Here is a 24,492-nt window from a genome sequence, read left to right as displayed (position 1 = left end):
TAAAGGGGGGGAAAGCATGAATCTGATGGGCATGAGCTTTCGGAGCTTTCTCTGGCGGAACAACCCCACGTCCCTGACCGTCAGCGATGAAAGGACGCTAAAGGAAACTGTGCTGCCCTACGCGGGCACAAAAGCGGAGGATCTGGGGCGGCAGAAGCGCAGGGTCACCGGGGAGGGCTATTTTGTCGGCGACAACTGCTGGACGCAGTGGAACGCCCTGCACGACCTGTACCTGCAGGGTGGGGCGGGCAGCCTGCGCCTTCCGGGGCAGAAGCCGTTTCTGGCGATCTTCGACAGCCTGAAGCTGATCGGCGCCGCCGGGAAAAATCTCCTGAAGTACAGCTTTACCTTTGTGGAGACCCAGTCGGAGACCGAATATGACGGCAGGGGCGCGTACACGGCAAAAGAGGGCGAAAGCCTGTGGGACTATGCCCACCGCTGGAACAGGAGCATGGATACGCTGACAGCGGCGAATCCCGATCTGCCGGATATCGGCTGCCTGAAAGCGGGAGAGCGGGTGATCGTGCCGTGACATTTCTGGGATATGATCTGGCAGGAAAGGCTTTGGAGCTGGGCGACCCTTTGGAGCTGAGCCTTTCCTTTGACAGGGACGCGCCCGCCGACCTGCTGCGGGTAAAATTTCCCGCAGACAGCCGCTGGCAGGAGCTTGCGGAGGTGCGGATCATCGAGAGGGGAAGCACTTTCTTTCGCGGCATTGTGGACGAGCAGAATACCACCCTGTCCGCTTCCGGCCTGCAGGTGGAGCTGATCTGCCGCAGCATGGAAGCGCTGCTGCTGGACAACGAAGCGGCGCCGGAAACGGTCCTCTCCCCGGCGCTTCCCACGTTGGAGAAAAAGCTTTTGACCCCTGTGGGGCTGACCCTGGGCAGGGGGGACCGTGGGCGGAAGCCGGGAAAACTGACCATCGGCAAGGGCGACAGCTGCTGGACGGCGCTGGCGGGGTTCTGCCGCGATTTTCTGGGCACAACGCCCTATGTGGACGAAGCCGGAGCGGTCCACTGCGAAAGCGCCGAGCCAAAAAAGCTGCGGCTTTCCCATGTGCTTTCCGCAGAGCTTCACCAAAAGCCCTGCAAGTACATCACGCAGGTGTGGAAACAGAACAGCCTGGGCGGGTACGACACCCTGTACCAGGGCAGCAGACCGGGCGTTTGCCGCAGAAGGTACGTCAGCATGGAATCCGGCAGGGACCCCCGCAGTATCCTTGCCAAGGGAAAGCGGGAAAGCTTTTTGCTGACCGTCACCTGTCAGGGCGCTGTGTGGGGGCTGCGGGACGCGCTGGTCACCGTGACCGTGCCGGGCGCGGGGACCTTTACCGACTGCCCGGTGCAAAGCGCCCGGTACAGGCGGGACAGAGCCGGCGAACGCACCACACTGGTGCTGGAACGGGGAAAGGAGGAAGATTATGTGGCTGACGCAACAGCTGGAAAGAAATGACGGCGCAAAGGTGACCAGCGGCGAGGTGCAAAGCGGCGGGGAATTTTCCGTGCAGGGGGAAAGCGAGTACCGTTCCCCGGAGCTGCTGTTCCCCTACGGTTTTTCCAGCATGGCGGCTTCCGGCGGGAAAGCCGTCATGCTGAACGGCTTCTGCGCCGGGGTCTCCGCCCTGCCGGACACGGAGCTGAAGGAGGGCGAGGTGCGCCTGTATTCCTCCGGCGGAGCGGAGATACTGCTGAAAAGCAACGGCGACGTGGTGATAAACGGTCAGGTCTTTTCCCCCCAATAGGAAAATAATTTACAGGACCGTCCACCGCTAAGAGAAGGGAAGTGTATAACTATGGGGCTGAAACTGCAATACGGCACCTATCCGCTGCTCAGGACAGGGCTGCCCAGAACCACCACCGAAAAGGAGGAGCTGCTGCAAAACGCCACCCTGCGGCTCACCATTCCGCAGGGCAGCTTCCTTTACGACCGAACCATCGGCAGCCGCCTTTCCACATTGGATACTACGGCGGAGCATGCTGCCGACCAGGCGCTGAGCCTGGCGAATGAAGCGCTGATGGGGCTGCCGGGCGTCCAGGCGAACAGCGTGGTGAGCCTTTCGGAAGAGCAGGCAGGCTTTACCGTTTCCACGCCGCTGGGAAATGGCACTGTCTGGGTGGATTTTTAAGCGGCACAGCACAAAAGAAAGGAGAACGCCATGGAGACCTATGAAGAAATTTTTTCCCGCATGAAGGAAGCCTATGAAAAGGAAAGCGGCTGCAATGCCGAGGACGTTTCCGATACCGGGCTTCGCATGAAGGTGCTGGCGGGGGAGGTGTACCGCCTGCAAAAAAAGCTGGACTGGATCCGGCAGCAGGCATTCCCGCAGACCGCCACCGGCGAGCAGCTGGATTCCCACGGCGCGCTGCGGGGCGTTGCCCGCCGGGGCGCCGCTCACGCGACGGGGACCATCACCTTTTCCCGGTACCTGCCGCTGTCCTTCGATCTGGTGATCCCTGCCGGAACGGTATGCGCCACCTCCGGCAGCTCGCCTTTGGAATATGAGACGCTGGAGCAGGCTGTCCTGTCAGCCGGAAGCCTGAATGTAGCCGTTCCCGCGCAGGCGGTACAGAGCGGCGCGGCGGGGAACGTTGCTTCCGGGCGGATAAATACCCTGTCTTCCTCCCTGACGGGGATCAACACCGTGACAAACAAGACGCCTTTCAGCGGCGGGAGGGAGCAGGAAAGCGACGGGGAATACCGCAGCCGGGTGCTGCTTGCCTATCAAAACCTGCCCAACGGCACCAACGCCGCTTATTACCGGGATATTGCCCTGTCCTGCCCGGGCGTGGGCTCGGCGGGAGTGGTTCCCAAAAAGGACGGCGCGAACACCGTGGGCGTGTACATCTGGGGAGAAGCCGGCGCGCCGGACACCGCAACGATAAGCCGCCTGAAGGCGGAATACGACCGCCTGCGGGAGGTAGGCGTTACCGTATCGGTGCAGGCTGCCGCCCAAAGCGCTGTCAATGTGGGGCTGCGCATGAAGCTTCCCGACGGCATGGACTTTGGTCACGGCAAGGAGCTGGCGGAATCCGCCATCGCCGCCTATTTTGCCGGGCTTTCCGTGGGCAGCCCCGTATATCTGGCAGAAATTGAGCGTGCCGTGCTGAACGCCGTCCCGGCGGTGAAGCTGGTATTTTTCAGTTCCATGCGGGATGTAAACGGAGCAGCCAATATGCTGCTGACGCTGGGAACGGTGACCCTGGAGGAAAGCGTATGAGAAAACCGGCGGCGCAGCGAATGCTGGAAATTTTGAACGCCACGGGCGCCTACCGAATGGAGCTGGAGGAGGACCCCGGCAGCTGGGACCTGCTTGCCTGCGGCGAGGGGCTGGACAGGCTGGAAACGTCCATGGACGCTTTGCTTTCCGACCTGTTCCCGCCCACCATGTCCGAAGGGGAGCTGTCGCGCTGGGAAAACCTGTACGGCTTTCCCCCTGTGAACGGCGCCCTCTATGACCGCCGGGAAAGGCTGGGCGCGCGGCTTGCTATGAACCCGAAAAAATTCGCGCCGGGGGATTTTTCCCATATGCTTCCGGCGGCAGGGGTGAAGGGCGAGCTTGCGGAAACGGCGGAAGGGCTTACTGTGCTGGTGGGCAGGCTGCTGGGCGTTTCGGAAGCGGAAGCCCGCCGGGAGCTGGAAAAAATTCTTCCCGCCCACCTTTCCTGGGAATGGTCGGAGGACATGAACTGGGTCAAGCTGGACGCCTATCTGCCCGCATTTTCAGAATTTGACGGGCTGCAAAAGACATGGGAGGAACTGGACGGGCTGACACAGGAGGAGCTGGAAGCACTGTGACGGCAGCATATCTGAAAGAGGAGGAATTTGAATATGGCTTCATCGGAAAAATCGGAACGGCTGGGGCTGTCCCTCTGGGAACCCACAGACAGGCCGGAACGGCTGGATTTCAGGCAGGATAACGAGATTTTGGAAACCGCCCTGGGAGACCATCTGGAAAGCGCCCTGAAGCACATCACGGCGGACGACAGGGAATTTCTGGACCGCCCCTTTTCCTATCTGTATTACACCGGGACGGGAGCTTCGAGTACATCGAGGAAAATCTATTTTTCGCCGCGGGCGATGTTTGTCTTTTGTCTGGACTGCCCGCCGGTCGTGCCCCGCTCCGACGGAAAGCTGGATATCTATTGGGACCTGTGGTTCAACCACTCTAACAGCTCTATCCCAAAAGACCTTGGTCTGGGCGGCATCGCCATCACAAGCACCGGCGGAGGGATCAATGTGGCGCGGTACAACAAGACCTGTGCCAAGGACAGCAATTACATTCTGCACCTGAACGATTCCAGCAAACGGTATCTTGTGCTGCTCCTGCCGGAAAGAAGCAAAAATGAGATACTGTAGGATCAATGGACAGAAAAATATTTCACAGCATACTGAATAAGTAAGTTAGAAAAGGCGGTTTTCGTTTAGAAAATCGGCTGCGGTGCAGCCGAAGCCTTTTCCAGGAAGAAAGGCGCAGCCTTTCTTTTGCTTCGCAAGAAGTATATGTCTTTCCTACGGAAAGACCGGGCTTCTCTAAAGCGGTATGGACATATTGACAGGGAAACAAGGAAATGCTAGACTGAACAGAACAGACCGGGGAACCCTATTGTAATTAGAAGCAGGTTTCACTGTCGGAACGGGAGGAACGCTATGTTTGAAAATGAAGAAAAGCAGGAACGGGCGCTGCTTGTTTCTCTGGACACCGGGGAATACGACGCCCAGGCGTCTCTTCTGGAGCTGGGGGAGCTGACCCGCACCGCCGGGGCGGAACCGGCGTTTACCCTTATGCAGAAGCGCCCCTCTCCCGATACGGCGACCTGCCTGGGCTCCGGCATGGCGGAGGAAGCGGCGGAGCTGGTCAAGCGGGAAGAGCTGGACATGGTGGTGTTCGACAGGGAATTGACGCCCACCCAGATACGCAATCTGGAAAAGCTCTGCGGCGTGCGGGTGATAGACCGCACCATGCTGATTTTGGACATTTTTGCCCAGCGCGCCAGAAGCCGGGAGGGCAAGCTTCAGGTAGAGCTTGCCCAGCTCCGCTATATGCTGCCCAGGCTCAGTGGGCAGGGCACGTCCCTGTCCCGTTTGGGCGGCGGCATCGGCACAAGGGGACCCGGTGAAACCAAGCTGGAAACGGACAGGCGGCACATTCGGCGGAGGATAAGCGCCTTAAAGGAACAGCTCGGCGATGTGGAAGCCGCCCGGGGCGTGATCGACAGGCGCAGAAAGAAAAACGGCACGGTCACCGTGGCGCTGGTGGGCTACACCAACGCCGGGAAAAGCACCCTGATGAACCGCTTGACCCAGGCGGGCGTACTGGCGGAGGATAAGCTTTTCGCCACCCTTGACCCCACCGCCAGAGCCCTGAAGCTGCCCTGCGGAAAAACGGTCATGCTCATCGACACGGTGGGCTTGATCCGCCGCCTGCCCCACCATCTGGTGGAAGCTTTCAAATCCACCCTGGAGCAGGCGGCGGCCGCCGACATTCTGCTGAATATCTGCGACGCTTCCAACCCGGAAGCGGGAGAACATCTCCGGGTCACCGAAGAGCTGCTGCAAAGCCTGAACACCGGGAAAGGGCAGGAAACGCCCAGCCCGGTGATCCCCGTGCTGAACAAATGGGACGCTGTGGAGGACCCGGAATCCACCCTGCGTATCCCCGGCGCCGTCCGTATCAGCGCCCTGAACGGAGACGGCATTGACGGGCTGGTGCAGGCGATCGAGGAAAACCTGCCGGAAAAGACCTTTGATGTGGAGCTTTTGCTTCCCTTTTCCAAAAGCGGCGTGGCGGCGAAGCTTCGGGAGGAGGGGGCGGTGCTCTCCGAGGAATACGTGCCGGAGGGGCTGCGCCTTTCCGCCCGTCTCAGCGAGCGGCTGTACGCGGTTGTGAAAGAGTACGAAATCAAAAGCTGAATCCAAAAGAAAAACAGGAAGCCCTGAACCAGATATGGTTCAGGGCTTCCTTGCGCAAGAAAGGAATTTTTCTCAGATTGAATCGCGTTTTTTACTCGATGGTCCATTCCACGGCTTCCACGCCGCCTTCGTTGGTAAATCCGCCGGTGCCGCTGTCTGTGATCGTCCAGACGCCGTCGATTTTCTCTACCTCCACTCCACGAGCAGCGGTATAATAGCCTTCGTTTTCTCCAGTGCCCGGCTTGGTGTTTCCTGCCATCCAGTAGGAAAGGCTTTCTTCATTTTTCGGCTTGAACACCATGCGCAGCGCCATACGGAAATAGCCCTTTTCTTCAGAGATCGCCTCCACCCGGAGATTTTGATAGAAGCATTCCGCAAGGGGGTGCTCTGTGTTGGAAAGCCATTGGTTTACATAATTTTGCGCCTGTTGCTTTGCTACTCGCCGTACCTCTTCCCAATAAGGCACTTCGCCGCTCTGTGCCAGCTCTTCCGAGCCTGTAAAGACCCACTTGCCCTCCGTCGGCTCACTGGGCGGGTAGACCCATTTGGCGTAGACATTGCGGGTAGTGACCCAATAGCCCTCGTAAGCCTCGGTGCCCTCCTCTGTGTTTTCCGTGACCCAGTAGGCGCGGGCTTCCGAGTCGTCCGGGTCCTGGAGCTGGAACGCGATCCGGCAGGTCAGCCTGATGTTGTTGTCCGGGTCGTTTTCCAGAACGATATAGGAATAATCCACCAATAGCTGGGAAGCGAGGGGATAAGTTTCCCGGTTCACAAATTCCTGCATTCGGTACTCGTTGACCAGTGCTTTTGCCGTTTCTTTCGTAATAGTGGGGGTGTAGCTGCCGGCGGTATTCGCCCCGTCCTGCGCTGCTTTTTGCTCCTGTCTCAAGGACACATTTTGCTTTGCGGTTTCGTTGCGCATGGCGGCGGCGTGAAGCTCCTCGTCTGTAATGAGGCGGTACTCGCCGTCCTGAAGCTGATAGCCCGTCAGATCGTTCTGGGACATATAGGCAAACAGCAGCTGCTGGAAAATATCTCCCGCCTGTTCCCCGTCTTTATTAAAGGCGTTTCTCTTCTGCTCCGCCTTTTCCAGCAGAGCGGAGGTTTCTTCCTCAGTCAGCCCGGTAAATTCCGCAATGGAGGAAACATATCGTTTTCCATCGCCGGGGTACCATGCAGGTTCCCGTCCGGGAGCAAACGCATCGCCGGCGTCCTTTACCGCCGTCATGCCTGCAATGTCGCTGTAGCCGCCAATCGGTCTTACGGTCTTTTCCCCGTCTTTCTCAAAAAATCCGTATTGCTGTTCTTCCAGCAGACAGAGCAGATGAGAGGTTTCGCCGTCCACTGGATATTTGCCTATCATGTAGTAAGGCAGGATAAGGTCTAAGACCATGGTGCAGGAATCGTCTCCCGCTTCCGAAACGGCGTCCTCACCTGTTTTTACGTTCCGGCTGTCTGCTCCAAAGGCAAAGTACAGCTTTTGATATTTTGAATTGGCAAAGTACAAATCCCCCTCCTTGCTGATATACAGCGCGTCCCTGGTGAGCAGGGGAACGTCGGACGGCTGAACCGTGCTGGAGCTTCCTTTCGCATAGCGGCTCAGCTCCACCATTTCCTTGACGCCGGGCAGCTGCACCCGGGCGTATTCCAGCAGGTCGTTCTGCTCCAGATAGGAATAGAGCAGCTTGTAGATCAAGTCCTCGCCGCCGTATCTTTCCCATTTTTCGTAAGGACCTTCCAGGTCCCGGGGGGATTCCGGCGGCACGCTGGCGGTCTCCGCGGAACCGTCCGTGGATTCGCCGGATACGCTCAGCGTGCTTCCGCTTCCCGGTTCCGCTCCCTGAAACTCCCGCAGGAGGTCTGCATAGTTATCTTCTTCGGCGTACCGGGGCTGCTCCGCATGGTACACGTGCTCCTCGTCATAGTATCCGATCACCCCGGCCAGCCCGTCAAAGCGGGAAACAGGTTTCAGATAGGCGGGGGAGCCGTCCTCCGGCTTGCAGAAATAGTAATCCGTTTCCAAAAGCTGCCACAACAGATTGGTGCGGTCCGCCGCTTCGTACCGACCTGCCACGAACAGGGGCAGCGTCAGCGTGAGAATGCGGTCCGCAGGATCCCCGGTTTCGGGCAGGGCGTATTTTGTTCCGTCGGAGGCTTCCAGAACGGGCATTCCCTGTTCTTCCCGCATTTCGCCGACGACCACCGGCTCATGGCGCAGGAACACCCGCTGTACCTCCTGAAATTCCGGGTTTGCAAAGGTCAGGCTGCCGTCCCGGTTCATGGTGACCGTGTTTTCAGAAAGCACCTCCGTGCCATTGACGGCGCTGCTCAGGGAAGACGTCCCTCCCGGCTGGGATTGCACCGAAGCGATGGGCAGCAGCCCGTTTTTGCCCAGCAGCCACACGCCTATCCCCACCACTAGGCAGGCGGCAGCGGCGCAGCTCCAGCGGAGAACAGTGGAAACGGGGGAGACCTTTTCCGGCTTTACAGGTCCGAAGATATCCGCCTCTTTGATATATTTGTCGCTGATCTCCGTCAGCCCGTGATAAAATTTTTCTTTTGTCATGTTACAGCGCTCCTTTCTTTATAAGATAGGTTTTCAGCTTTTTCCGTGTGCGGGAGACCCGGGCGGCGCAGGCGTTTTCCGATATCCCAAGCCGCAGCGCCAGCGTGTCATAGGCTTCCCCGTACCAGTACCTGCCCAGAAACAGAACCCTGTCCCTGTGGGTCAGCCTGCGCAGGAAACTGTCTAATAGCTGTCCCAGCTCCTTTGCGTCCAGCTCCTGCTCCGGGCTGCCCGTGGGGGAGACCAGCACTGCTTCCAGCTCCTCCAGCGCCGCGTCGAACCCACCGCCGCCCCGTTTCCGGGCGCTGCCGGAGCGCCTGCGGTTCAGCGCCTGGTTCCTCACAATGCGGTAGAGGTAAGGCAGCAGCGGGTCGGGCTTGCTGGGGGGAATGGAATTCCAGGCGCCCAGGCAGGCGTCATTGACGCATTCCTCCGCGTCCTGGAAATTTCCCAGCAGGTTTTCCGCCAGCCGCCGCAGCTTTTCGCCGTATTGCTTTTGTGTTTCCTCAATGGCTGTCTGGGAGCGCTCCCAGTACAGCGCTACGATCTCCCTGTCGTCCATAGGGGTCGCCTCCTTTTACTCCCTGAATCATATCCTCGTTTGAGTGACGTCCTCAACCCTGTTTCTACCTCTTTTGGAAAAAGTATGACAGGTTTTTCCGAAAAAATCAAAAAAATTTTTGGAAAGCTTCTTGTAAGGTTTCCTTGAAAAAAATTTGAGATTCTCCCCCTATACTGAATGCAGCATAAGAAAACCGATAGGGGGAAGTGTGATGGATCCGCTGAAAAGGAAACGCGCCGCGGCGCTGGCAGCCTTAGCCGTATCACTGGCGCTTACCGGGCTGCTGTGCTGGTACGTGGGAAAGCCCATGCTGGAATTTGTCTCCCAGCCGGAGCAGTTCCGCGAGTGGGTAAACGCCCACGGTATCTGGGGGCGGCTGGCGTTTGTTGGCATGATGGCGTTTCAGATCGTAGTGGCGTTCCTGCCGGGCGAGCCGCTGGAGATCGGCGCGGGCTATGCCTTCGGCGTTTGGGAAGGAACGCTGCTGTGCCTGTTGGGCGCTGTGCTGGGCGGGACCATTGTGTTCCTGCTTGTGAAAAAATTCGGGCTGCGCTTTGTCACCCTGTTTATTCCCGAAGAAAAGCTGCATTCCCTGAAATTCCTGCAAAACGAGGAGCGGCTGAAGACCGTCACCTACATTTTGTTCCTGATCCCCGGCACGCCCAAGGACGTGATGACCTACCTTGCCGGGCTGACCTCCATGAAGCTGCCCTTCTGGATATTTCTCACCTTCACCGCCCGTATCCCTTCGGTGGTCACCTCCACCATTGGCGGCGACGCGCTGGGAACCCAAAATTATGCCTTTGCGGCCGCGGTGTTCCTGATTACCGCCGCCCTCAGCGGCTTGGGGCTGCTGGGCTATACGCGCTATACCCGCAGAAAGCAGAAAAAGGAGGCGCGGCAGCCTGCCGAAGAACATGGAGAGCGCCATGCTGCATAAAATTGCATACGGTTTGAGCTTCCGGCTTTTTGGAGAGCCGGGATTTTGAAGGAATCTGCGGGGCTCTGCCGCTTTGAAATGCCGTTTTGCGGAAAAACTTTTTCCGGGAAGCGGCACTTTTTGTGAGAATGTATAAATATGCAAATTCTCCTTGCTTTTTTCAAAAATCAGTGTATAATAATAAATGCTCCATTCAGAAAAGGCACAATTTGGCGGCGGCGGAAAGCCAAAGCCGTAACAATTTTGGAAAAGAGGAAAAGAACATGGCAAACGAGATCAAGAAAGTAGTGCTGGCATATTCCGGGGGACTGGATACCTCTATCATTATCCCATGGCTCAAGGAAAATTACGGGGGCTGCGAAGTGATCGCCGTTTCCGGCGACGTGGGGCAGGGAACAGAGCTGGACGGCCTGGAGGAAAAGGCGAAGAAGACCGGCGCTTCCAAGCTGTACGTGCTGGACTTGAAAGAAGAATTCGTGCAGGATTATGTCTATCCCACGGTAAAGGCAGGGGCGGTCTATGAAAACAAGTACCTGCTGGGCACCTCCTTTGCCCGTCCCATCATTGCCAAGGGCATTGTGGAAATTGCGAAAAAGGAAGGCGCCGATGCCATCTGCCACGGCTGCACCGGCAAGGGCAACGACCAGGTGCGGTTCGAGCTGGCAATCAAGGCGTTTGCCCCCGAGATGAAAATTATCGCCCCGTGGCGTATCTGGAACATCAAGTCCAGAGAAGAAGAGATCGACTACGCAGAAGCGCACCAGATACCCCTGAAGATCAACCGGGAAACGAATTATTCCAAGGATAAGAACCTGTGGCACCTTTCCCATGAGGGGCTGGATCTGGAAGACCCTGCCAATGAGCCACAGTACGAAAAGCCCGGATTTCTGGAGCTGGGCGTTTCCCCGCTGGAAGCCCCCGACAAGCCCACTTACCTGACCCTCCATTTTGAAAAGGGCATTCCCACCCAGCTGGACGGCAAGACCCTTTCCGGCGTGGAAATGGTGGAAGCCCTGAACAAGCTGGGCGGCGAAAACGGGATCGGGCTGGCGGATATCGTGGAGAACCGGCTGGTGGGCATGAAGTCCCGTGGCGTGTACGAAACCCCCGGCGGCACCATTTTGTACCACGCCCACAACAAGCTGGAGGAGATCTGCCTTGACCGGGACACCTATCACTACAAGCAGCAGGTCGCCATGAAATTTGCGGAGCTGGTCTATTTCGGGCAGTGGTACACGCCCCTGAGAAAGGCGCTTTCCGCCTTTGTGGATTCCACCCAGGAAACGGTCACGGGAGATGTGAAGCTGAAGCTCTACAAGGGCAACATCATCGACGCCGGGGTGACCTCTCCCTATTCGCTCTACGATGAGGATATCGCCACCTTCGATGAGGACGAGGTCTATGACCAGAAGGATTCCGCAGGGTTCATCAATCTCTTCGGTCTGCCCATCAAGGTACAGGCGAAAAAGGGCTTGACATACGACAAATAAAGCAGTACCTTTTTGAGCGGCGGGTTTCTTAAAGTATAAGCCCCGCCGCTTGCCATAGAAATTCAAAGAATGGAGACGGGCTTATGAAGCTGTGGAAAGGGCGGTTCCAAAAAGAAGCCGATCCCAGGACCAACGATTTCAATTCCAGCATTTCCTTTGACAGCCGTATGTTCCGGGAGGATATCGAGGGCAGCATCGCCCACGCCGCCATGCTGGGCAAACAGGGGATCATCTCCCAGGCGGAAAGTGAAAAGATCCAGGCGGAGCTGCAAAAGCTTCGGGAGGATATGGAAACGGGCGCTTTGCCCATCGATCCCGACGCCGAGGATATCCACACTTTTGTGGAGCAGGAGCTTACCGCCCGCCTGGGCGATACCGGCAAACGCCTGCACACAGCCCGCAGCCGGAACGACCAGGTGGCGCTGGACCTGCGCCTGACCCTGAAAAAGGAGGGGAAAGAGCTTGTCTCCCTTTTGGAGGAGCTGGTCCTCACCCTGGCGAAAAAAGCGCGGCAGCACAGCCGCACCGTCATGCCCGGGTACACCCACCTGCAGCGGGCGCAGCCCGTCACCTTCGGGCACCATCTGCTGGCATACTGCGAAATGCTTCTCCGCGATTTTGACCGCTTTGACGGCGCGCTGTCCCGCATGGATATTTCCCCTCTGGGCAGCGGCGCTCTGGCAGGGACAACTTATCCGCTGGACAGGCAGTACACCGCCCAAAAGCTGGGCTTTGCGGATGTGAGCCACAACAGCCTTGACGCGGTAGCCGACCGGGACTTCTGCGCGGAGCTTGCCTTTGCCTGCTCCCTTGCCATGGTGCATCTGTCCCGGCTCTGCGAGGAGCTGGTGCTGTGGTGCTCCTGGGAATTCCAGTTTATCGAGCTGGACGACGCCTTCTCCACCGGGTCCAGCATCATGCCCCAGAAGAAGAACCCGGACATTGCCGAGCTGATCCGGGGCAAAAGCGGCAGGGTGATCGGCGATGTGGTGACGCTGCTCACCATGCTGAAGGGCTTGCCCCTTGCCTATAACAAAGATATGCAGGAGGATAAGGACGCCATTTTCGACGCGGTGGATACCCTGAAGCTGTGCCTGACGCCTTTGATCCCCATGCTGGACACCATGACCGTGAAGAAAGAAAAAATGCGGGGCGCGGCTGCCGGGGGATTCATCAACGCCACCGACTGCGCCGATTACCTCGTTTCGGAAAAAGGCGTTCCCTTCCGGGACGCGTATAAGATCACCGGGGAGCTGGTCGCCCTGTGCATCGAAAAGGGTCTGACTTTAGAGACCCTGCCCCTGCCGGACTACCAGACCCTTTATCCCGGCTTTGACGAGGGCGTGTATCAGGCGGTCGCTCTGGAAAGCTGCGTGAACGGCAGGAACGTCATCGGCGGACCCGCCCCGGAAAACGTCGAGCGGGAAGCCGACCGGGTGTTGGAGCTTCTTCGGCGCATAGATAGTAGTTGTTAGACGTTAGATGTTAGAAAGGGCGTAAGATAGCTGCAGCCGGGAGGGTCGCTTTCGGCTTTGATACAGGCAGCTTCACGATCGTCCACCGCAGATGGAAAGGAGAGCATATGGGAGACAAGGAAAAGAAAACTAAACTGACAGCTGGGGACAGGCTGGCGGCGGCGCTGGCGATCCTGCTGTACGGCAATTTTCTCACGGTGCTGCTGTTTGCTGTTTTCGCCATGGGAAAGCTTTTGCTGGAACCGATCTTCCCTCTTGGGACAGGCGGTCTGGCGCTGTGCGGGCTGATCGGGCTTCCGGTGTCCCGGCGGCTGGGCGCGGGAAAGCTTTGGCGAAGGCTGCTGCTGGGCGCCGTTGCCGGAACGCTTCTCATTATCGCGCTCTATTGTTTTCTTTTTGCGGCGATGGTTCTTGCGTGGCAATAAAATGGGGGCATTTCCCAAGCCTCGGCGGTTTTCAGAACGGCGGAGCCTGGCTGCCGAAAAATCGGTTGACAGGGGAAGGCTCCCTGTGATATGATAAGCTTCCTTTCCCACAAAAAAGGAAAGAAGGACAAAAAGAAAAACTTACCGTTTCCGGCGCAACCCGGCGAATGGCAAGTTTTTTTGTTCGGCAAAAACGGTCAAAATCGATTTTTGACCACATGTAATATATAACATACCATACCGCAAAGAAAAAGTCTAGTCTTTTCAAAAATTTTTTGCTATACTCGTTACGTCTCAGGAATCTTTCAGACCGGTCAACCGGAACAAAAAGGAGGAATGGTCATGAACAAAGCGCAAGAACAGCAGGAGCCGCTCCAAAACGGGGGAACCGCCGCCGAACAGTTCCCGGAGGAGGCTGCCCGCCTGCGGGAGATCGAGGAGCGTGTCCTGCGCGAGCTGCAGGACGCCCAGGACAGGGTGGACCGCATGGAGGAAGAGCAGCGGGAGCTGCAGCAGTACATGGTGGATCACCACGGCGAGGGAGACGCCAAGGAAATGTTCCAGACCGAGCGCATCATGCAGGAGGTGAACAATTCCGGCGCTTCGGCGGTGCAGTACCTGAACCGTTTGAAAAAGGTGCAGGATTCTCCCTACTTTGCCCGGATAGACTTTCACGCGCAGGAGGAAACGCTCCCCTATTATATCGGCTTGTACGCTTTTCGCCAGGAGAAGCAGCTTCTCATCATCGACTGGCGTTCCCCCGTTGCCAGTATGTTTTACGATTTTGAAACGGGTCCCGCGTTTTACACCACTCCCGCTACCCTGATGTCCCCGGAGGAAAAGGTGGAGGGCGAGATCGTGCTGAAGCGGCAGTTCAAGATCAAAAACGGGGAAATGGAGTTCGCCTTCGACAGCTCTCAGAATATTCAGGACGACATTTTGCAGCAGGAGCTTGCCCACACCTCCGATGAAAAGATGAAATCCATCATCTCCACCATTCAAAAGGAGCAGAACAGGATCATTCGGGACGAGAAAGCGGACGTGATGATCATTCAGGGCGTGGCAGGCTCTGGCAAGACCAGCATCGCCCTGCACCGGGTGGCGTTCCTGCTCTATCGGTTCCGGGATACCATCAAGGCGCAGAACGTCACCATTATTTCCCCCAACAAGGTGTTCGGTGATTACATCGCCGGGGTGCTGCCGGAGCTGGGGGAGGAACCCATCTTTGAAGCAAGCTTGGAAGATCTGGCGCTGATCCAGATCGAAGACGGCGTGGATTTCGTGGGGGAGAAAAACCCGCTGGAAACCGATGACCCCGCGTGGACAAAGCGGGTGCGCTTCAAGGGCACCGCGGATTTTGTCCGCCAGATGGACGAGTTTATCGAAAAACTGCCCACCCTTGCCTTTCAGCCCCAGGATTTCGTCTTTGGGGAATTTTCCGTTCCGGCGGACTGGATCCGGGAGCGGGTGCAGATCTACAGGCGTTTCCCGCTGCTCAAGCGGCTGGAACAGGTGGCGGACGATATCCACAGCCGGCTGGAAAACGAATTTCTCCGGGAGGAGCGCCCGCCCCATCGGAACGTGATCTTCCAGGTGCTGCGGAAAATGCTGGTCTACAAAACCACCCTTGCCGCCTATAAGGGCTTTTACGCGTGGCTGGGGGAAACCAGAATGTACAAGCCGGTGAAGAAAGGGATTCTGGAATGGAACGATGTGTACCCATACCTGTATCTCCAGTCCTATTTCACAGGCGTGCAGGAGAGCCGGCTCATCAAGCACCTTGTCATCGACGAAATGCAGGATTACACCCCTATTCAGTACGCTGTGCTCAACCGCCTGTTCCAGTGCCCCAAAACCATTCTGGGAGACTTTGGGCAGTCCATCAACCCCAACTGCCAGTACACGTTGGAGGACCTGCACGCACTGTATGAGGGCTCGTCCCTGATGCGGCTGGAAAAGAGCTACCGCTCCACCTATGAGATCATCCATTACGCGAAAAAGATCGCCAAAGCCCAGGATTTCCAGGCTGTGGAGCGCCACGGGGACCCGCCGAAGCTGTTGACCTTCTCCACGGAGGAGCAGGAATTGGAGCAGCTGCTGCAAACGATCGGCGAGTTCCACCAAAGCGATTATAACGCACTGGGTATCCTCACCCGGACGAACCCGGAGGCGCAGGCTCTTTACGAGAAGCTGAAGGAGCGCGGGGCGGAGGTGAACCTGATCCTGCCGGACAGCAAATCCTTCCACAATGGCGCTTCCGTCATGTCGGTTCAGATGTCCAAGGGACTGGAATTTGACGAAGTGCTGATCCCCTGGGCAAACGAGGAAACGTACCACACCGACTTTGACAGGAATATTCTGTATGTCGCCTGTACCCGCGCCATGCACAAGCTGCTGTTGACGTGTACGGGAACGCCCACGCCGCTTCTGCCGGACGAAAAAGCCTGAAAAATAGCAGAACCGCAAAAAAAGCTCCGATAGAATTTTCTATCGGAGCTTTTTGCACCTTCAAACGGGAAAAGGCGAAACTAAAAATAACCTTCGGGTATCATGGGAAAGGTTTGGCAGCCGCGTTCCCCAAAAACCAGGAAGGTTATTTTTGTAAATTTATCCTAGCAGCAGCTTGTCGTCCGCTTCGTCGGAGCCTGTCGCCTGCCCGAACTTGTCCAGCAGGTCTTCTACCGTCAGCTTCTTCTTGTCCGCGCCGGAAATGTCCAGGGCAATTTTGCCGTCGTACATCATGATAAGCCGGTTGCCGTGGGCAATGGCGTCCCGCATATTGTGGGTGATCATCAGGGTGGTCAGGTTGTCCTGCCGGACGATCTGCTCCGTGGTTTCCAGTACCTTGGCGGCGGTTTTGGGGTCAAGGGCGGCGGTGTGCTCGTCAAGCAGCAGCAGCCGGGGCTTGACAAGGCTTGCCATCAGCAGTGTCAGCGCCTGCCGCTGCCCGCCGGAAAGCAGCCCCACCTTGGAGGTCATGCGGTCCTCCAGACCGAGGTCCAGGGTTTTCAGCAGCTCGCGGTAGCGCTCCCGCTCCTGCCGGGTAATGCCGCGGCGCAGGGTGCGCAGCTTGCCCCGGCGGGAAGCCAGCGCCAGGTTTTCCTCGATCTGCATGGTGGCGGCGGTGCCCAGCATGGGGTCCTGGAACACCCTGCCGATATAGCTTGCGCGCTTGTGTTCGGAAAGCCTGGTCACGTCCACATTGCCGATGGTAATGCTGCCGCTGTCGATGGGGAACACCCCGGCGACAGCGTTCAGCAGGGTGGATTTTCCCGCCCCGTTGCCGCCAATCACCGTGACGAAATCCCCCTCCTTCAGGGTCAGGGAAACGTCGTTCAGGGCGATCTTTTCGTTGACCGTGCCGGGATTAAAAACTTTTGTGACATGGGAGACTTCAAGCATTCTGCTTCGCTCCTTTCTTCGCGGACTTGGAGAAATATTTTCCTTTCCAGTAAGGAACGGAGAGGAACAGCGCCACCAGCAGGGCGGAGATGAGCTTCAGATAATTGGTGTTGATGCCGCTGAGGCTGACCACCGCCTGGATCACCACATAATAGATGACCGCGCCGATGGACACGCTGAGAAGCGACAGGGCAAAGTTGCGGAAAATTTTAGAGAACAGCACCTCGCCGATGATGACAGCCGCCAGCCCGATGACGATGGCGCCCTTGCCCATGCTGGAATCCGCAAAGCTCTGGAACTGGGACAGCAGCGCGCCGGACAGCGCCACCAGACCGTTGGAAAGCATCAGCCCGATGACCTTTGCCACATCGGTATTGATCCCCTGCGCCCGCGCCATGTTGGCGTTTGCGCCTGTCGCCCGCAGGGAAGCGCCCAGCTCCGTGCCGAAGAACCAGTACAGCAGCGCGATGATCACCAGTGTAAAGATACCCACCACGAAAATGGGGTGCTGGTAGAAAGGACGGTTTCCCTGGGCAACGTCCTGCACGAACCGCAGCGAGACCAGCAGCCGGTTCAGGTTGGTCTGGTCGATCACATTGATCGCCACATTTGCCTTCATGGACATGATGGCGAGGTTCACCGACCACAACCCCAGCTGGGTCAGAATGCCGGACAAAATGCCGGGAATGCCGCAGAACGTATGGAGCAGCCCGGTGACCAGCCCGGCAAGCAGTCCGGCGGCAAAGGCGGCGAGCAGCGCCAGCCAGAGGTTCACGCCTGAGGAAAACAGTACCACGAAAACAGCGCCGCCGGTACAGAACGAGCCGTCCACCGTCAAATCCGCGATGTCCAGCAGCTTGTAGGTGATGTACACCCCCATCGCCATGATGCCCCAGATCAGCCCCTGGGAGACCGCACCCGGCAGGGCGTTGATAAAATCAGCCATAAGGAAAGGAACCTCCAAACAAAAAGTATGAAAACCAAAAATTCCCTGATAAAGTGGAGCAGGGGGGCAAAAAAGCAGACAGAAACGCCCTTGCGCCCTTTCTAGCATCTAGTATCCAGAATCCAGCGTCCAGTATATCATAAAACAACGGAAAAGGGAAGTCCCTTTTCCGTCGCCTTTTTTCAAATCAACTGCTTATTCCGCCGCAATAGCTTCATAGCCCTCGGGCGGGGTGACGCCCAGCTCGTCGCAGATTTCCTTGTTGTACTTCTTGGTGAAGTTGGCGGCGTACTCGACGGGCATTTCAGAGATATTGGCTTCGCCCTTCAGAATTTTGACCGCCATCTTGCCGGTGGCAACGCCCAGATCGTAATAGCTGATGGAAAGGGTCGCAACGCCGCAGCCCTTGGCAATGCCCTCCTCGCCGCAGAATACCGGGATCTTGGCAGGGCGGCAGATGTTGTCGATAATGCCGGTGCTGGAAGCGCAGGTGTTATCGGTGGGAACATAGAGCACATCGCTGTTGTCGGCGGCAGTCTGGGTGACGGCAGCCATGTCGTTGGAATCGGAGAAGGGGTACTGGGTGCAGGTATAGCCCAGCTCCTCCAGATATCCCTGCACGGTGTCCACCTGGTACTGGCTGTTGTTTTCGTTGGAGCAGTACAGCAGCCCCACCGTCTTGGCGTCGGGGTACCATTCCTTGATCATCTGCGCCTGCTGGTCCAGCGGGGCAAGGTCGGAGGTGCCGGAAACGTTGCCGCCCACCGTGCCGGAAAAGCCGCTGATCCCCAGCGCCACGCCGTATTCGGTGACGGAGGTGCCCAGCACGGGAATGTCGCTGGTGGCAGTGGCGGCAGCCTGCAGGGCAGGGGTGGCGTTTGCCAGGATCAAGTCTACCTTAGAAGTCACAAACTCGTTGGCGATAGTGGCGCAGGTGGCGGAATCGTTGGCGGCGTTCTGCTCGTCAAAAACGACCTTGTCGCCAAATTCCTCGGTCAGCGCGTCCCGGAAGCCTTTGGTGGCGGCGTCCAGCGCCTCATGGGGAACCAGCTGGCAAATGCCCACATGGTACTCGGCGTCTTCATTGCCGGTGCCGGCGGCTGACGGCTCAGACGCGGGCTCGGCGGACACAGTGGAAGACCCCGTGCTGCTCTTCGCAACGGAAGAGTTGGTATTGCCGCCGCTGCAGGCGGCAAGCGCCAGCAGCAGCAAAACACACAGTGCCCCGGCAAGCAGCCGGGAAGAAAGCTTTCTTTTCATGATCTAGGACCTCCTGAAATATTTGGAATGGACCGCGGGAAGCGGTCTCTCTGCGATTTTGGGCATTTAACGGTTTACAGCATTAAAGCGAATCGCAAGTTTTATTATATCATCTTGCAAAAAAATGTCAACCCCCTCCGGCACGTTCCGAAAATTTCCGGGATAGATTCGGAAAACAGCGGAAAGCGGCTTGCATTTTTCATGGAAAAGGAGTATCCTAGCTTTTGCAGTTTTCGCCCGATGGGGCAGGCTGTGGTCAGTCGCGATATCCTGACCTTAAAAAATACTAGTTCAGAAAGGAACGATAAGCATGAAAACTTCAAAACAAGTCCGCTTTCTGGCGCAGGGCGCCGTGATCGCGGCGCTGTACGCTGTCTTCACCTATGTGGCGGCGGCAGTGAATCTGGCGTACGGACCCATACAGTTCCGCTTTTCGGAAGCGCTGACTGTTCTGCCCGTATTCACCCCGGCGGCAGTTCCCGGCTTGAGCCTGGGCTGCTTCCTCTCGAACCTGGCAAGTCCCCTTGGCGTGGTGGACTGGGTCTTCGGCACCGCTGCGACCCTGCTGGCTGCCATCGGCACACGGGCGGCAGCGCGGGTAGAGTGGAAGGGCGTCCCGTGGCTGGCGCCCCTGCCCCCGGTGGTGGCAAATACCGTCATTGTCGGGCTGGAGGTCGCCTGCCTGTCCGATGCAGGATTTTCCTGGGCAAATTTCTCCTGGGTCGCTTTCGGCGCGGGCGCGCTTTCCGTAGGGCTGGGAGAACTGACGGTCTGCTATGTGCTGGGGCTCCCCCTGCTGCTGCTCCTGCGCCGGACCGGGGCGGCGGATAAGATATTTGCATGACCCATGTAAAAAAGGAGAACGAATGATGAAACGACCGCTGGAAAAGGGAAAAAGCCTTGGAGAACGTGTGAAGAACGCAGCCCCGGTGCGCATTATCGTGGTCAGCTTTTTTGTGCTGATTTTATTAGGCACGCTGCTTTTGATTTTGCCCGTTTCCTCCGCCGCGGGAAAAATAACCAACCCCGTGGACGCCTTTTTTACCGCCACCTCCGCCACCTGCGTGACCGGGCTTTCCGTGGTGGACACCACCTCGTACTGGTCCCCCTTTGGGCAGGCTGTCATTTTGTTCCTGATCCAGCTGGGCGGTCTGGGCTTTTCCACCTTCGCCATCGGCTTTACCCTGCTGGTACGCCGGAAACTGGGTATCCGGGAGATCATGCTTGCCAGCGAATCCACAGGCGGCAGCGCGGTGGACGCCGTTTCCCTGATGAAGCTGATGCTGGGCTTTACCTTTGCCTGTGAAGCGCTGGGGGCGGGGCTTTTGATGATACGCTTCGTGCCGATTTTGGGGCAGAACGGCATTTGGGCTTCGGTGTTTGTGGCGGTGTCCGCCTACTGCAACGCCGGGTTCGATATCTTGGGCAACGTCCCCGGCAATTCCAGCATGACCGCCTTTGCCGGCGACCCGCTGGTCAGCCTGACCGTATCGGCGCTTATCATCATCGGCGGTCTGGGCTTTGTGGTGGTACAGGATATTTACCAGTGCCGTATCCGCACCCGCCTTCATGGAAAAGAGCCGGTGCGGCTGCAGTTTTTCTCTCAGATCTGTCTGCGGGGCACGGCGGTGCTGCTGGTGCTGGGCACCCTGCTGTTCCTGGTTTTGGAATGGAACAACACCATGCAGGGGCTGAATTTCTTTGAAAAGCTGAACGCGGCGTTTTTCCAGTCCACCAACACCAGGACCGCCGGCTTTGCCTCGGTGCGCACGGCGGGGGAACATGATTTTACCAAGGTGGTCACCTGTATTCTGATGTTTATCGGCGGCTGCCCCGGCTCCACCGCGGGCGGCATTAAGATCAGCACCTTTGTGGTGCTGATGGTCACGGTGCTTTCCACTATGCGGGGCAGGGAGGAGCCTGTCATTTTGAAACATCGCTTTTCCGTCAGCATGGTGCACAAGGCGCTGACCGTGGCGATCCTCGGGCTGCTGCTGGTGTTTGTGGACGCAGGCGTCATCAGCAACTGCAACGCTACCGTTTCCTTTATGGACTGCCTGTTCGAGGCCACCTCCGCCTTTGCCACGGTGGGGCTTTCCGCCAATGTGACCCCGCGGCTGGAGCCTGTTTCCAAGCTGCTTCTCTGCTTTACCATGTTCGTGGGCAGGGTAGGTCCCGTATCCTTCGGTCTGTCCATTTTGATGGGGCGCCGAGGCGGGGGGGATTCCGTGCTGCCGGAGGGCAGAATGCTGATTGGCTGACAGTCCAAATTTTTACGCGGAAAAGCCCGCCCTGATAAAAGGGCGGGCTTTCTCATGGAAAAAGCGGGGGTCACTTCCCGTTGACATGGCGCTTGATCGCCTGAAAGCTCTCTTCGCTGATGACATGCTCGATACGGCAGGCGTCTTCGGCGGCGGTGCGCGGATCAACGCCCAGCTGTACCAGCCACTGGGAGAACAGCGTGTGCCGCTCGTAAACCCCCTCGGCAATGCGCTGTCCCTTCTCCGTCAGGGAAATACAGCCGCCGCCGTCCACGGTGATGCAGCCCTGTTCCCGCAGGTTCTTCATGGCGACGCTGACGCTGGGCTTGCTGAACCCCAGCTCCGCGGCAATGTCGATGGACCGCACAGAGCCGTTTCGGTGCTGTAAGATCAAAATGGTTTCCAGATAATTTTCCGCTGATTCCTGTATTTTCGCCAAAGCTGTTTCCTCCCAACCTGTTCCGCGCGTGATTCCCTTTCGGCTATACCTTGTAATGATCTCATTATATCCCCTTTTCCTGCCCATTGCAAGCGGCCTCCCCGGCGGGAATCTTGCAATGCTTCCCGGAATATGTTATCCTGAAAACAAATCCCAAACACGAGAAGGGGTGTGTGCAATGGCGGTGCCCACTGTGCTGCTGTACAATTTGGATACGGACAAGGGCAGGCAGATCAAGCTTTTGTGCCTGACCATGAAGCTGCGGGCGAGAAGCGTTTCCCCTGCGGAATACAGCCTGACGCTTTCCGACCTGCTTTCCGGGAAAACGGCGGAGGGTCAGGCTGCGGAAAAGGTCTTCCCCGAAGAAATGCTGGTCATGGCGGGGTTGACCCCGGCGCAGACCGACCATTTCCTGCAGGGCTTCCGCCGGAAGAAGATTCCCCCGGTGGCGCTGAAAGCGGTCCTTACCGCCACCAATGCCGGGTGGGACTCCTTTCAGCTCCGCGACGAGCTGCAAAGGGAGCATGAAGCAATGGCGGCGGGAAAAACAGCCCATTCCGGCTGACCTTTCGTTTTTGTAAGGCAGCTTTGGAATTTTGTAAGAAATACCGCCCGCTTTTTGCAAGGACTTCCTCCTAAACTGAAGACAGTAACGAGAGAGGAGAGAAGCCCCGTGAAAAAAGCTTGGAAAATTCTGCGCAGCCTGCTGATCGTTTTATTTGTCCTGGGGCTGTGCGGCGCAGGGATCATCACGTTTCAGGGCTATCAGATGTGCGAAGCCGCCTTGCAGGAGACGCCGCTGGGCGTGCGGGTGGCTGAGATTCGCTCCCAGAGCAGCTATACCGAATTTGACGACCTGCCTGAGACCTATCGGAACGCCGTGCTGGCAACGGAGGACCATCGGTTCTATACCCACAACGGGATCGACCTTATCGCCATCGGCAGAGCCCTGTGGAACGATATCTGCACCATGTCCCTGGACGAGGGCGGCAGCACCATCACCCAGCAATTGGCGAAGAACCTGTATTTTACCCAGGAAAAGAAGCTGACCCGGAAGGTAGCCGAGGTCTTCCTGGCGTGGAAGCTGGAGGAACAGTACAGCAAGGACGAAATTTTCGAGCTGTACGTCAACAGCATTTATTTCGGCAACGGCTGCTACAGCGTGGGGGAAGCGAGCCGGTCCTATTTCGGCAAGGAGCCCGCCGCCATGACCGACGATGAATGCACCCTGCTGGCAGGCATTCCCAACGCCCCCTCGGTGTACGATCTGACAGAGAACCCCGACCTTGCCCGGCAGCGGCAGCGCCAGGTGGTAAACATGATGGTAAAGCACGAATATTTGACCCGGCAGGAGGCAGCGGCGCTCCTGTCATAAAGGAGGCTGCACCGTGCGGGAAGAGCTGATGCGCGAGCTGCGGAAAATCACCCCGGAGGAGGAAAAGCTTCTGGCGGGGGGCAGGGTGGAGCGGACGCTTTACACCTCGAGCCGGGATTTCACAGTGGACAGTGAAAAGCTGCTGGCAAAGGGAAAGCTCATTACCGTGCGCCCCCATACCCGCTTTGCGGAATTTCCCCGGCACGCCCACAATTATATCGAGATCATGTATATGTGCAGCGGGCAGACGGTCCACACCATTGACGGCGAGCCGCCGCTGACCCTCCGGGCGGGAGAGCTGCTGTTCCTCAATCAGCACGTGTCCCATGCCGTGCGCCGGGCAGAGGAAAACGATATCGGCGTCAATTTTATCGTGCTGCCCCAGTTTTTCGATTATGCCCTGGAGCTGATCGGCACGGGCAACGTGGTGGGGAAATTTCTGGTGGGCGGGCTGCGGCAAAGCGGCGGCGATATGGGCTGCCTCCATTTCCGCGTGGCAGACGTGCCCATTGTCCAGAACCTGGTGGAAAATCTGGCGTGGAGCATCGTCTATCCCCAGCCCAACGCCCGGAAGATCAATCAGATCACCATGGGTCTGCTGCTGTTACAGCTTTTGAATTACACCCAGGAGCTGGAAACGTCCGGCGGCAGCCAGGTGCTCACCGTCCTGCGGGAGATCGAGGAAAACTACCGCACGGTGGACCTGACATGGCTTGCAAAGGAGCTTCACGTGTCCCTGCCCTATTTGAGCTCCGCCGTCCATGAAGCTACCGGGCGCACCTTTAAGGAACTGCTGCTGGAAAAGCGGCTGACGAAAGCGGCGTCCCTCCTGCTGGAGACCCGTTTGCCGGTGCAGGACGTCATTTCCGCCGTGGGCTATGAAAATACCAGCTATTTCTACCGGGTCTTCCGGGAGCGCTTCGGGTGCTCCCCCAGGGATTACCGCCGCCAGGCGTAAGCCCTTGAAATACTTTGAAATCATAGAATGGGGAATTATGATGAAAGAATTGCAACCTTTTTTGGACGATGAGGGCAGGCTGACCGCCCTGCCGGCAAAGCGCGGGAAAAAGCTGAAAGCCGTCGCCTATCTTGCAGGCAAATTTGAGCAGGGGCGCGGATATACGGAAAAAGAGGTCAACGCCCTGCTCAATGAGTGGCACACCTTCCATGACCCTGCTACCCTGCGCCGGGAGCTGTACAACAATTATTTCCTGAACAGAAAGCCGGACGGCTCCCTTTATTGGCTGGAAGCCCCTCCTGAGCCGGAACCCCGGCAGGAAACGGAAGCCCCTGCCCGGTAGGAAAGAAAATTTCAGATATGATCCAAAAACAGGACGTGTTTTGAAAAAGCACGTCCCGTCTTTATACCAATAAAGAAACCACCTGCTATGCAGGTGGAATGGATAAACTTTAGTGAAAGGGAGAAAAAGTGGAAAAA

The 24,492-nt window shown here is 57.6% G+C and carries 25 protein-coding genes; 19 read left to right on the top strand and 6 right to left on the bottom strand.

What is annotated here, in order from left to right; all coding sequences use genetic code 11:
* Positions 1 to 16 precede the first annotated feature (16 nt).
* The 8 genes from AB8996_RS06960 to hflX all read left to right on the top strand — a co-directional run bounded on the left by AB8996_RS06960 (position 17) and on the right by hflX (position 5,913).
* On the top strand, positions 17 to 532 hold the full coding sequence (locus AB8996_RS06960) for a DNA circularization N-terminal domain-containing protein (protein ID WP_369298254.1): 516 nt from the start codon (positions 17 to 19) through the stop codon (positions 530 to 532).
* Positions 529 to 1,455 carry a hypothetical protein gene (locus AB8996_RS06955; RefSeq protein WP_369298253.1) on the top strand — a complete coding sequence of 309 codons (927 nt, stop codon included), beginning with the start codon at positions 529 to 531 and terminating at the stop codon, positions 1,453 to 1,455. Before AB8996_RS06960 ends, AB8996_RS06955 begins: the two co-directional genes overlap by 4 nt.
* Positions 1,424 to 1,744 carry a hypothetical protein gene (locus tag AB8996_RS06950; protein ID WP_369298252.1) on the top strand — a complete coding sequence of 107 codons (321 nt, stop codon included), beginning with the start codon at positions 1,424 to 1,426 and terminating at the stop codon, positions 1,742 to 1,744. The genes AB8996_RS06955 and AB8996_RS06950 overlap by 32 nt, the downstream gene beginning before the upstream one ends.
* A 51-nt stretch (positions 1,745 to 1,795) precedes the next feature.
* Positions 1,796 to 2,128, top strand: coding sequence for a histidine kinase (locus AB8996_RS06945; protein ID WP_369298251.1), 333 nt, complete (start codon positions 1,796 to 1,798; stop codon positions 2,126 to 2,128).
* Between the two features lie 30 nt (positions 2,129 to 2,158).
* Complete coding sequence (locus tag AB8996_RS06940; protein ID WP_369298250.1) at positions 2,159 to 3,220, top strand: baseplate J/gp47 family protein; 1,062 nt, start codon at positions 2,159 to 2,161, stop codon at positions 3,218 to 3,220.
* Positions 3,217 to 3,798 carry a hypothetical protein gene (locus AB8996_RS06935; protein ID WP_369298249.1) on the top strand — a complete coding sequence of 194 codons (582 nt, stop codon included), beginning with the start codon at positions 3,217 to 3,219 and terminating at the stop codon, positions 3,796 to 3,798. The genes AB8996_RS06940 and AB8996_RS06935 overlap by 4 nt, the downstream gene beginning before the upstream one ends.
* Before the next feature lie 33 nt (positions 3,799 to 3,831).
* Complete coding sequence (locus tag AB8996_RS06930) at positions 3,832 to 4,359, top strand: hypothetical protein (RefSeq protein ID WP_369298248.1); 528 nt, start codon at positions 3,832 to 3,834, stop codon at positions 4,357 to 4,359.
* A gap of 291 nt (positions 4,360 to 4,650) precedes the next feature.
* The gene (hflX, locus tag AB8996_RS06925) at positions 4,651 to 5,913 is read left to right on the top strand and encodes a GTPase HflX (RefSeq protein ID WP_369298247.1); all 1,263 of its coding nucleotides are present in this window, start codon (positions 4,651 to 4,653) and stop codon (positions 5,911 to 5,913) included.
* A gap of 91 nt (positions 5,914 to 6,004) precedes the next feature.
* Here hflX and AB8996_RS06920 read toward each other — a convergent pair whose 3' ends face one another.
* Positions 6,005 to 8,479, bottom strand: coding sequence for a hypothetical protein (locus AB8996_RS06920; protein ID WP_369298246.1), 2,475 nt, complete (start codon positions 8,477 to 8,479; stop codon positions 6,005 to 6,007).
* A 1-nt stretch (position 8,480) separates the two neighbouring features.
* On the bottom strand, positions 8,481 to 9,041 hold the full coding sequence (locus tag AB8996_RS06915; protein WP_369298245.1) for an RNA polymerase sigma factor: 561 nt from the start codon (positions 9,039 to 9,041) through the stop codon (positions 8,481 to 8,483).
* A 211-nt stretch (positions 9,042 to 9,252) separates the two neighbouring features.
* Between AB8996_RS06915 and AB8996_RS06910 the strand changes: the two genes are divergently transcribed.
* The 5 genes from AB8996_RS06910 to AB8996_RS06890 all read left to right on the top strand — a co-directional run bounded on the left by AB8996_RS06910 (position 9,253) and on the right by AB8996_RS06890 (position 15,819).
* Entirely contained in the window at positions 9,253 to 9,981 is a 729-nt protein-coding gene (locus AB8996_RS06910) for a TVP38/TMEM64 family protein (protein WP_369298244.1), read from the top strand.
* 263 nt (positions 9,982 to 10,244) lie between these two features.
* On the top strand, positions 10,245 to 11,471 hold the full coding sequence (locus AB8996_RS06905) for an argininosuccinate synthase (RefSeq protein ID WP_369298243.1): 1,227 nt from the start codon (positions 10,245 to 10,247) through the stop codon (positions 11,469 to 11,471).
* A gap of 83 nt (positions 11,472 to 11,554) precedes the next feature.
* Complete coding sequence (gene argH, locus AB8996_RS06900; protein WP_369298242.1) at positions 11,555 to 12,946, top strand: argininosuccinate lyase; 1,392 nt, start codon at positions 11,555 to 11,557, stop codon at positions 12,944 to 12,946.
* A gap of 107 nt (positions 12,947 to 13,053) precedes the next feature.
* Positions 13,054 to 13,371: a hypothetical protein gene (locus AB8996_RS06895; RefSeq protein WP_369298241.1), complete on the top strand. Its 318-nt coding sequence runs from the start codon at positions 13,054 to 13,056 to the stop codon at positions 13,369 to 13,371.
* 342 nt (positions 13,372 to 13,713) lie between these two features.
* On the top strand, positions 13,714 to 15,819 hold the full coding sequence (locus AB8996_RS06890; RefSeq protein WP_369298240.1) for a 3'-5' exonuclease: 2,106 nt from the start codon (positions 13,714 to 13,716) through the stop codon (positions 15,817 to 15,819).
* 159 nt (positions 15,820 to 15,978) lie between these two features.
* Here AB8996_RS06890 and AB8996_RS06885 read toward each other — a convergent pair whose 3' ends face one another.
* The 3 genes from AB8996_RS06885 to AB8996_RS06875 all read right to left on the bottom strand — a co-directional run bounded on the left by AB8996_RS06885 (position 15,979) and on the right by AB8996_RS06875 (position 18,979).
* Entirely contained in the window at positions 15,979 to 16,773 is a 795-nt protein-coding gene (locus AB8996_RS06885; protein ID WP_369298239.1) for an ABC transporter ATP-binding protein, read from the bottom strand.
* Positions 16,766 to 17,719: an ABC transporter permease gene (locus tag AB8996_RS06880; RefSeq protein ID WP_369298238.1), complete on the bottom strand. Its 954-nt coding sequence runs from the start codon at positions 17,717 to 17,719 to the stop codon at positions 16,766 to 16,768. The genes AB8996_RS06885 and AB8996_RS06880 overlap by 8 nt, the downstream gene beginning before the upstream one ends.
* A gap of 195 nt (positions 17,720 to 17,914) precedes the next feature.
* Positions 17,915 to 18,979, bottom strand: coding sequence for an ABC transporter substrate-binding protein (locus tag AB8996_RS06875; protein WP_369298237.1), 1,065 nt, complete (start codon positions 18,977 to 18,979; stop codon positions 17,915 to 17,917).
* Positions 18,980 to 19,289: 310 nt separating this feature from the next.
* Here AB8996_RS06875 and AB8996_RS06870 point away from each other — a divergent pair, with 310 nt between their 5' ends.
* The gene (locus AB8996_RS06870) at positions 19,290 to 19,823 is read left to right on the top strand and encodes a QueT transporter family protein (protein WP_369298236.1); all 534 of its coding nucleotides are present in this window, start codon (positions 19,290 to 19,292) and stop codon (positions 19,821 to 19,823) included.
* Positions 19,824 to 19,848: 25 nt separating this feature from the next.
* The gene (locus tag AB8996_RS06865; protein WP_369298235.1) at positions 19,849 to 21,240 is read left to right on the top strand and encodes a TrkH family potassium uptake protein; all 1,392 of its coding nucleotides are present in this window, start codon (positions 19,849 to 19,851) and stop codon (positions 21,238 to 21,240) included.
* 70 nt (positions 21,241 to 21,310) lie between these two features.
* Here AB8996_RS06865 and AB8996_RS06860 read toward each other — a convergent pair whose 3' ends face one another.
* Positions 21,311 to 21,679, bottom strand: coding sequence for a metal-dependent transcriptional regulator (locus AB8996_RS06860; RefSeq protein ID WP_369298234.1), 369 nt, complete (start codon positions 21,677 to 21,679; stop codon positions 21,311 to 21,313).
* A gap of 178 nt (positions 21,680 to 21,857) precedes the next feature.
* Here AB8996_RS06860 and AB8996_RS06855 point away from each other — a divergent pair, with 178 nt between their 5' ends.
* From AB8996_RS06855 to AB8996_RS06840, 4 genes are all read left to right on the top strand, one after another.
* Positions 21,858 to 22,244 (top strand): DUF3783 domain-containing protein, encoded by a 387-nt coding sequence (locus tag AB8996_RS06855; protein WP_369298233.1) that lies wholly within the window; start codon positions 21,858 to 21,860, stop codon positions 22,242 to 22,244.
* Between the two features lie 108 nt (positions 22,245 to 22,352).
* Positions 22,353 to 23,054, top strand: a complete 702-nt coding sequence (locus AB8996_RS06850; protein ID WP_369298232.1) for a transglycosylase domain-containing protein — start codon at positions 22,353 to 22,355, stop codon at positions 23,052 to 23,054.
* 13 nt (positions 23,055 to 23,067) lie between these two features.
* On the top strand, positions 23,068 to 24,012 hold the full coding sequence (locus AB8996_RS06845; protein WP_369298231.1) for an AraC family transcriptional regulator: 945 nt from the start codon (positions 23,068 to 23,070) through the stop codon (positions 24,010 to 24,012).
* A 40-nt stretch (positions 24,013 to 24,052) separates the two neighbouring features.
* A complete protein-coding gene (locus AB8996_RS06840) occupies positions 24,053 to 24,355 on the top strand; it encodes a DUF2087 domain-containing protein (protein WP_369298230.1) in 303 nt (100 codons plus the stop codon).
* The last annotated feature ends 137 nt before the right edge of the window (positions 24,356 to 24,492 follow it).

Origin of the sequence: uncultured Neglectibacter sp., assembly GCA_937958185.1 — a bacterium.
Classification (GTDB): domain Bacteria; phylum Bacillota; class Clostridia; order Oscillospirales; family Acutalibacteraceae; genus Acutalibacter.
The sequence above is the reverse complement of the archived record's forward strand: the minus strand, read 5'-3'. Positions and strand labels throughout refer to the sequence as shown.

Excerpts from the sequence above, each read along its gene's own strand:
- AB8996_RS06960 (WP_369298254.1), top strand. The coding sequence starts at position 17 with ATGAATCTGATGGGCATGAGCTTTCGGAGCTTTCTCTGGCGGAACAAC.
- AB8996_RS06950 (WP_369298252.1), top strand. The coding sequence starts at position 1,424 with ATGTGGCTGACGCAACAGCTGGAAAGAAATGACGGCGCAAAGGTGACC.
- AB8996_RS06945 (WP_369298251.1), top strand. The coding sequence starts at position 1,796 with ATGGGGCTGAAACTGCAATACGGCACCTATCCGCTGCTCAGGACAGGG.
- AB8996_RS06940 (WP_369298250.1), top strand. The coding sequence starts at position 2,159 with ATGGAGACCTATGAAGAAATTTTTTCCCGCATGAAGGAAGCCTATGAA.
- AB8996_RS06935 (WP_369298249.1), top strand. The coding sequence starts at position 3,217 with ATGAGAAAACCGGCGGCGCAGCGAATGCTGGAAATTTTGAACGCCACG.
- AB8996_RS06930 (WP_369298248.1), top strand. The coding sequence starts at position 3,832 with ATGGCTTCATCGGAAAAATCGGAACGGCTGGGGCTGTCCCTCTGGGAA.
- hflX (WP_369298247.1), top strand. The coding sequence starts at position 4,651 with ATGTTTGAAAATGAAGAAAAGCAGGAACGGGCGCTGCTTGTTTCTCTG.
- AB8996_RS06920 (WP_369298246.1), bottom strand. The coding sequence starts at position 8,479 with ATGACAAAAGAAAAATTTTATCACGGGCTGACGGAGATCAGCGACAAA.
- AB8996_RS06915 (WP_369298245.1), bottom strand. The coding sequence starts at position 9,041 with ATGGACGACAGGGAGATCGTAGCGCTGTACTGGGAGCGCTCCCAGACA.
- AB8996_RS06910 (WP_369298244.1), top strand. The coding sequence starts at position 9,253 with ATGGATCCGCTGAAAAGGAAACGCGCCGCGGCGCTGGCAGCCTTAGCC.
- AB8996_RS06905 (WP_369298243.1), top strand. The coding sequence starts at position 10,245 with ATGGCAAACGAGATCAAGAAAGTAGTGCTGGCATATTCCGGGGGACTG.
- argH (WP_369298242.1), top strand. The coding sequence starts at position 11,555 with ATGAAGCTGTGGAAAGGGCGGTTCCAAAAAGAAGCCGATCCCAGGACC.
- AB8996_RS06895 (WP_369298241.1), top strand. The coding sequence starts at position 13,054 with ATGGGAGACAAGGAAAAGAAAACTAAACTGACAGCTGGGGACAGGCTG.
- AB8996_RS06890 (WP_369298240.1), top strand. The coding sequence starts at position 13,714 with ATGAACAAAGCGCAAGAACAGCAGGAGCCGCTCCAAAACGGGGGAACC.
- AB8996_RS06885 (WP_369298239.1), bottom strand. The coding sequence starts at position 16,773 with ATGCTTGAAGTCTCCCATGTCACAAAAGTTTTTAATCCCGGCACGGTC.
- AB8996_RS06880 (WP_369298238.1), bottom strand. The coding sequence starts at position 17,719 with ATGGCTGATTTTATCAACGCCCTGCCGGGTGCGGTCTCCCAGGGGCTG.
- AB8996_RS06875 (WP_369298237.1), bottom strand. The coding sequence starts at position 18,979 with ATGAAAAGAAAGCTTTCTTCCCGGCTGCTTGCCGGGGCACTGTGTGTT.
- AB8996_RS06870 (WP_369298236.1), top strand. The coding sequence starts at position 19,290 with ATGAAAACTTCAAAACAAGTCCGCTTTCTGGCGCAGGGCGCCGTGATC.
- AB8996_RS06865 (WP_369298235.1), top strand. The coding sequence starts at position 19,849 with ATGAAACGACCGCTGGAAAAGGGAAAAAGCCTTGGAGAACGTGTGAAG.
- AB8996_RS06855 (WP_369298233.1), top strand. The coding sequence starts at position 21,858 with ATGGCGGTGCCCACTGTGCTGCTGTACAATTTGGATACGGACAAGGGC.
- AB8996_RS06840 (WP_369298230.1), top strand. The coding sequence starts at position 24,053 with ATGAAAGAATTGCAACCTTTTTTGGACGATGAGGGCAGGCTGACCGCC.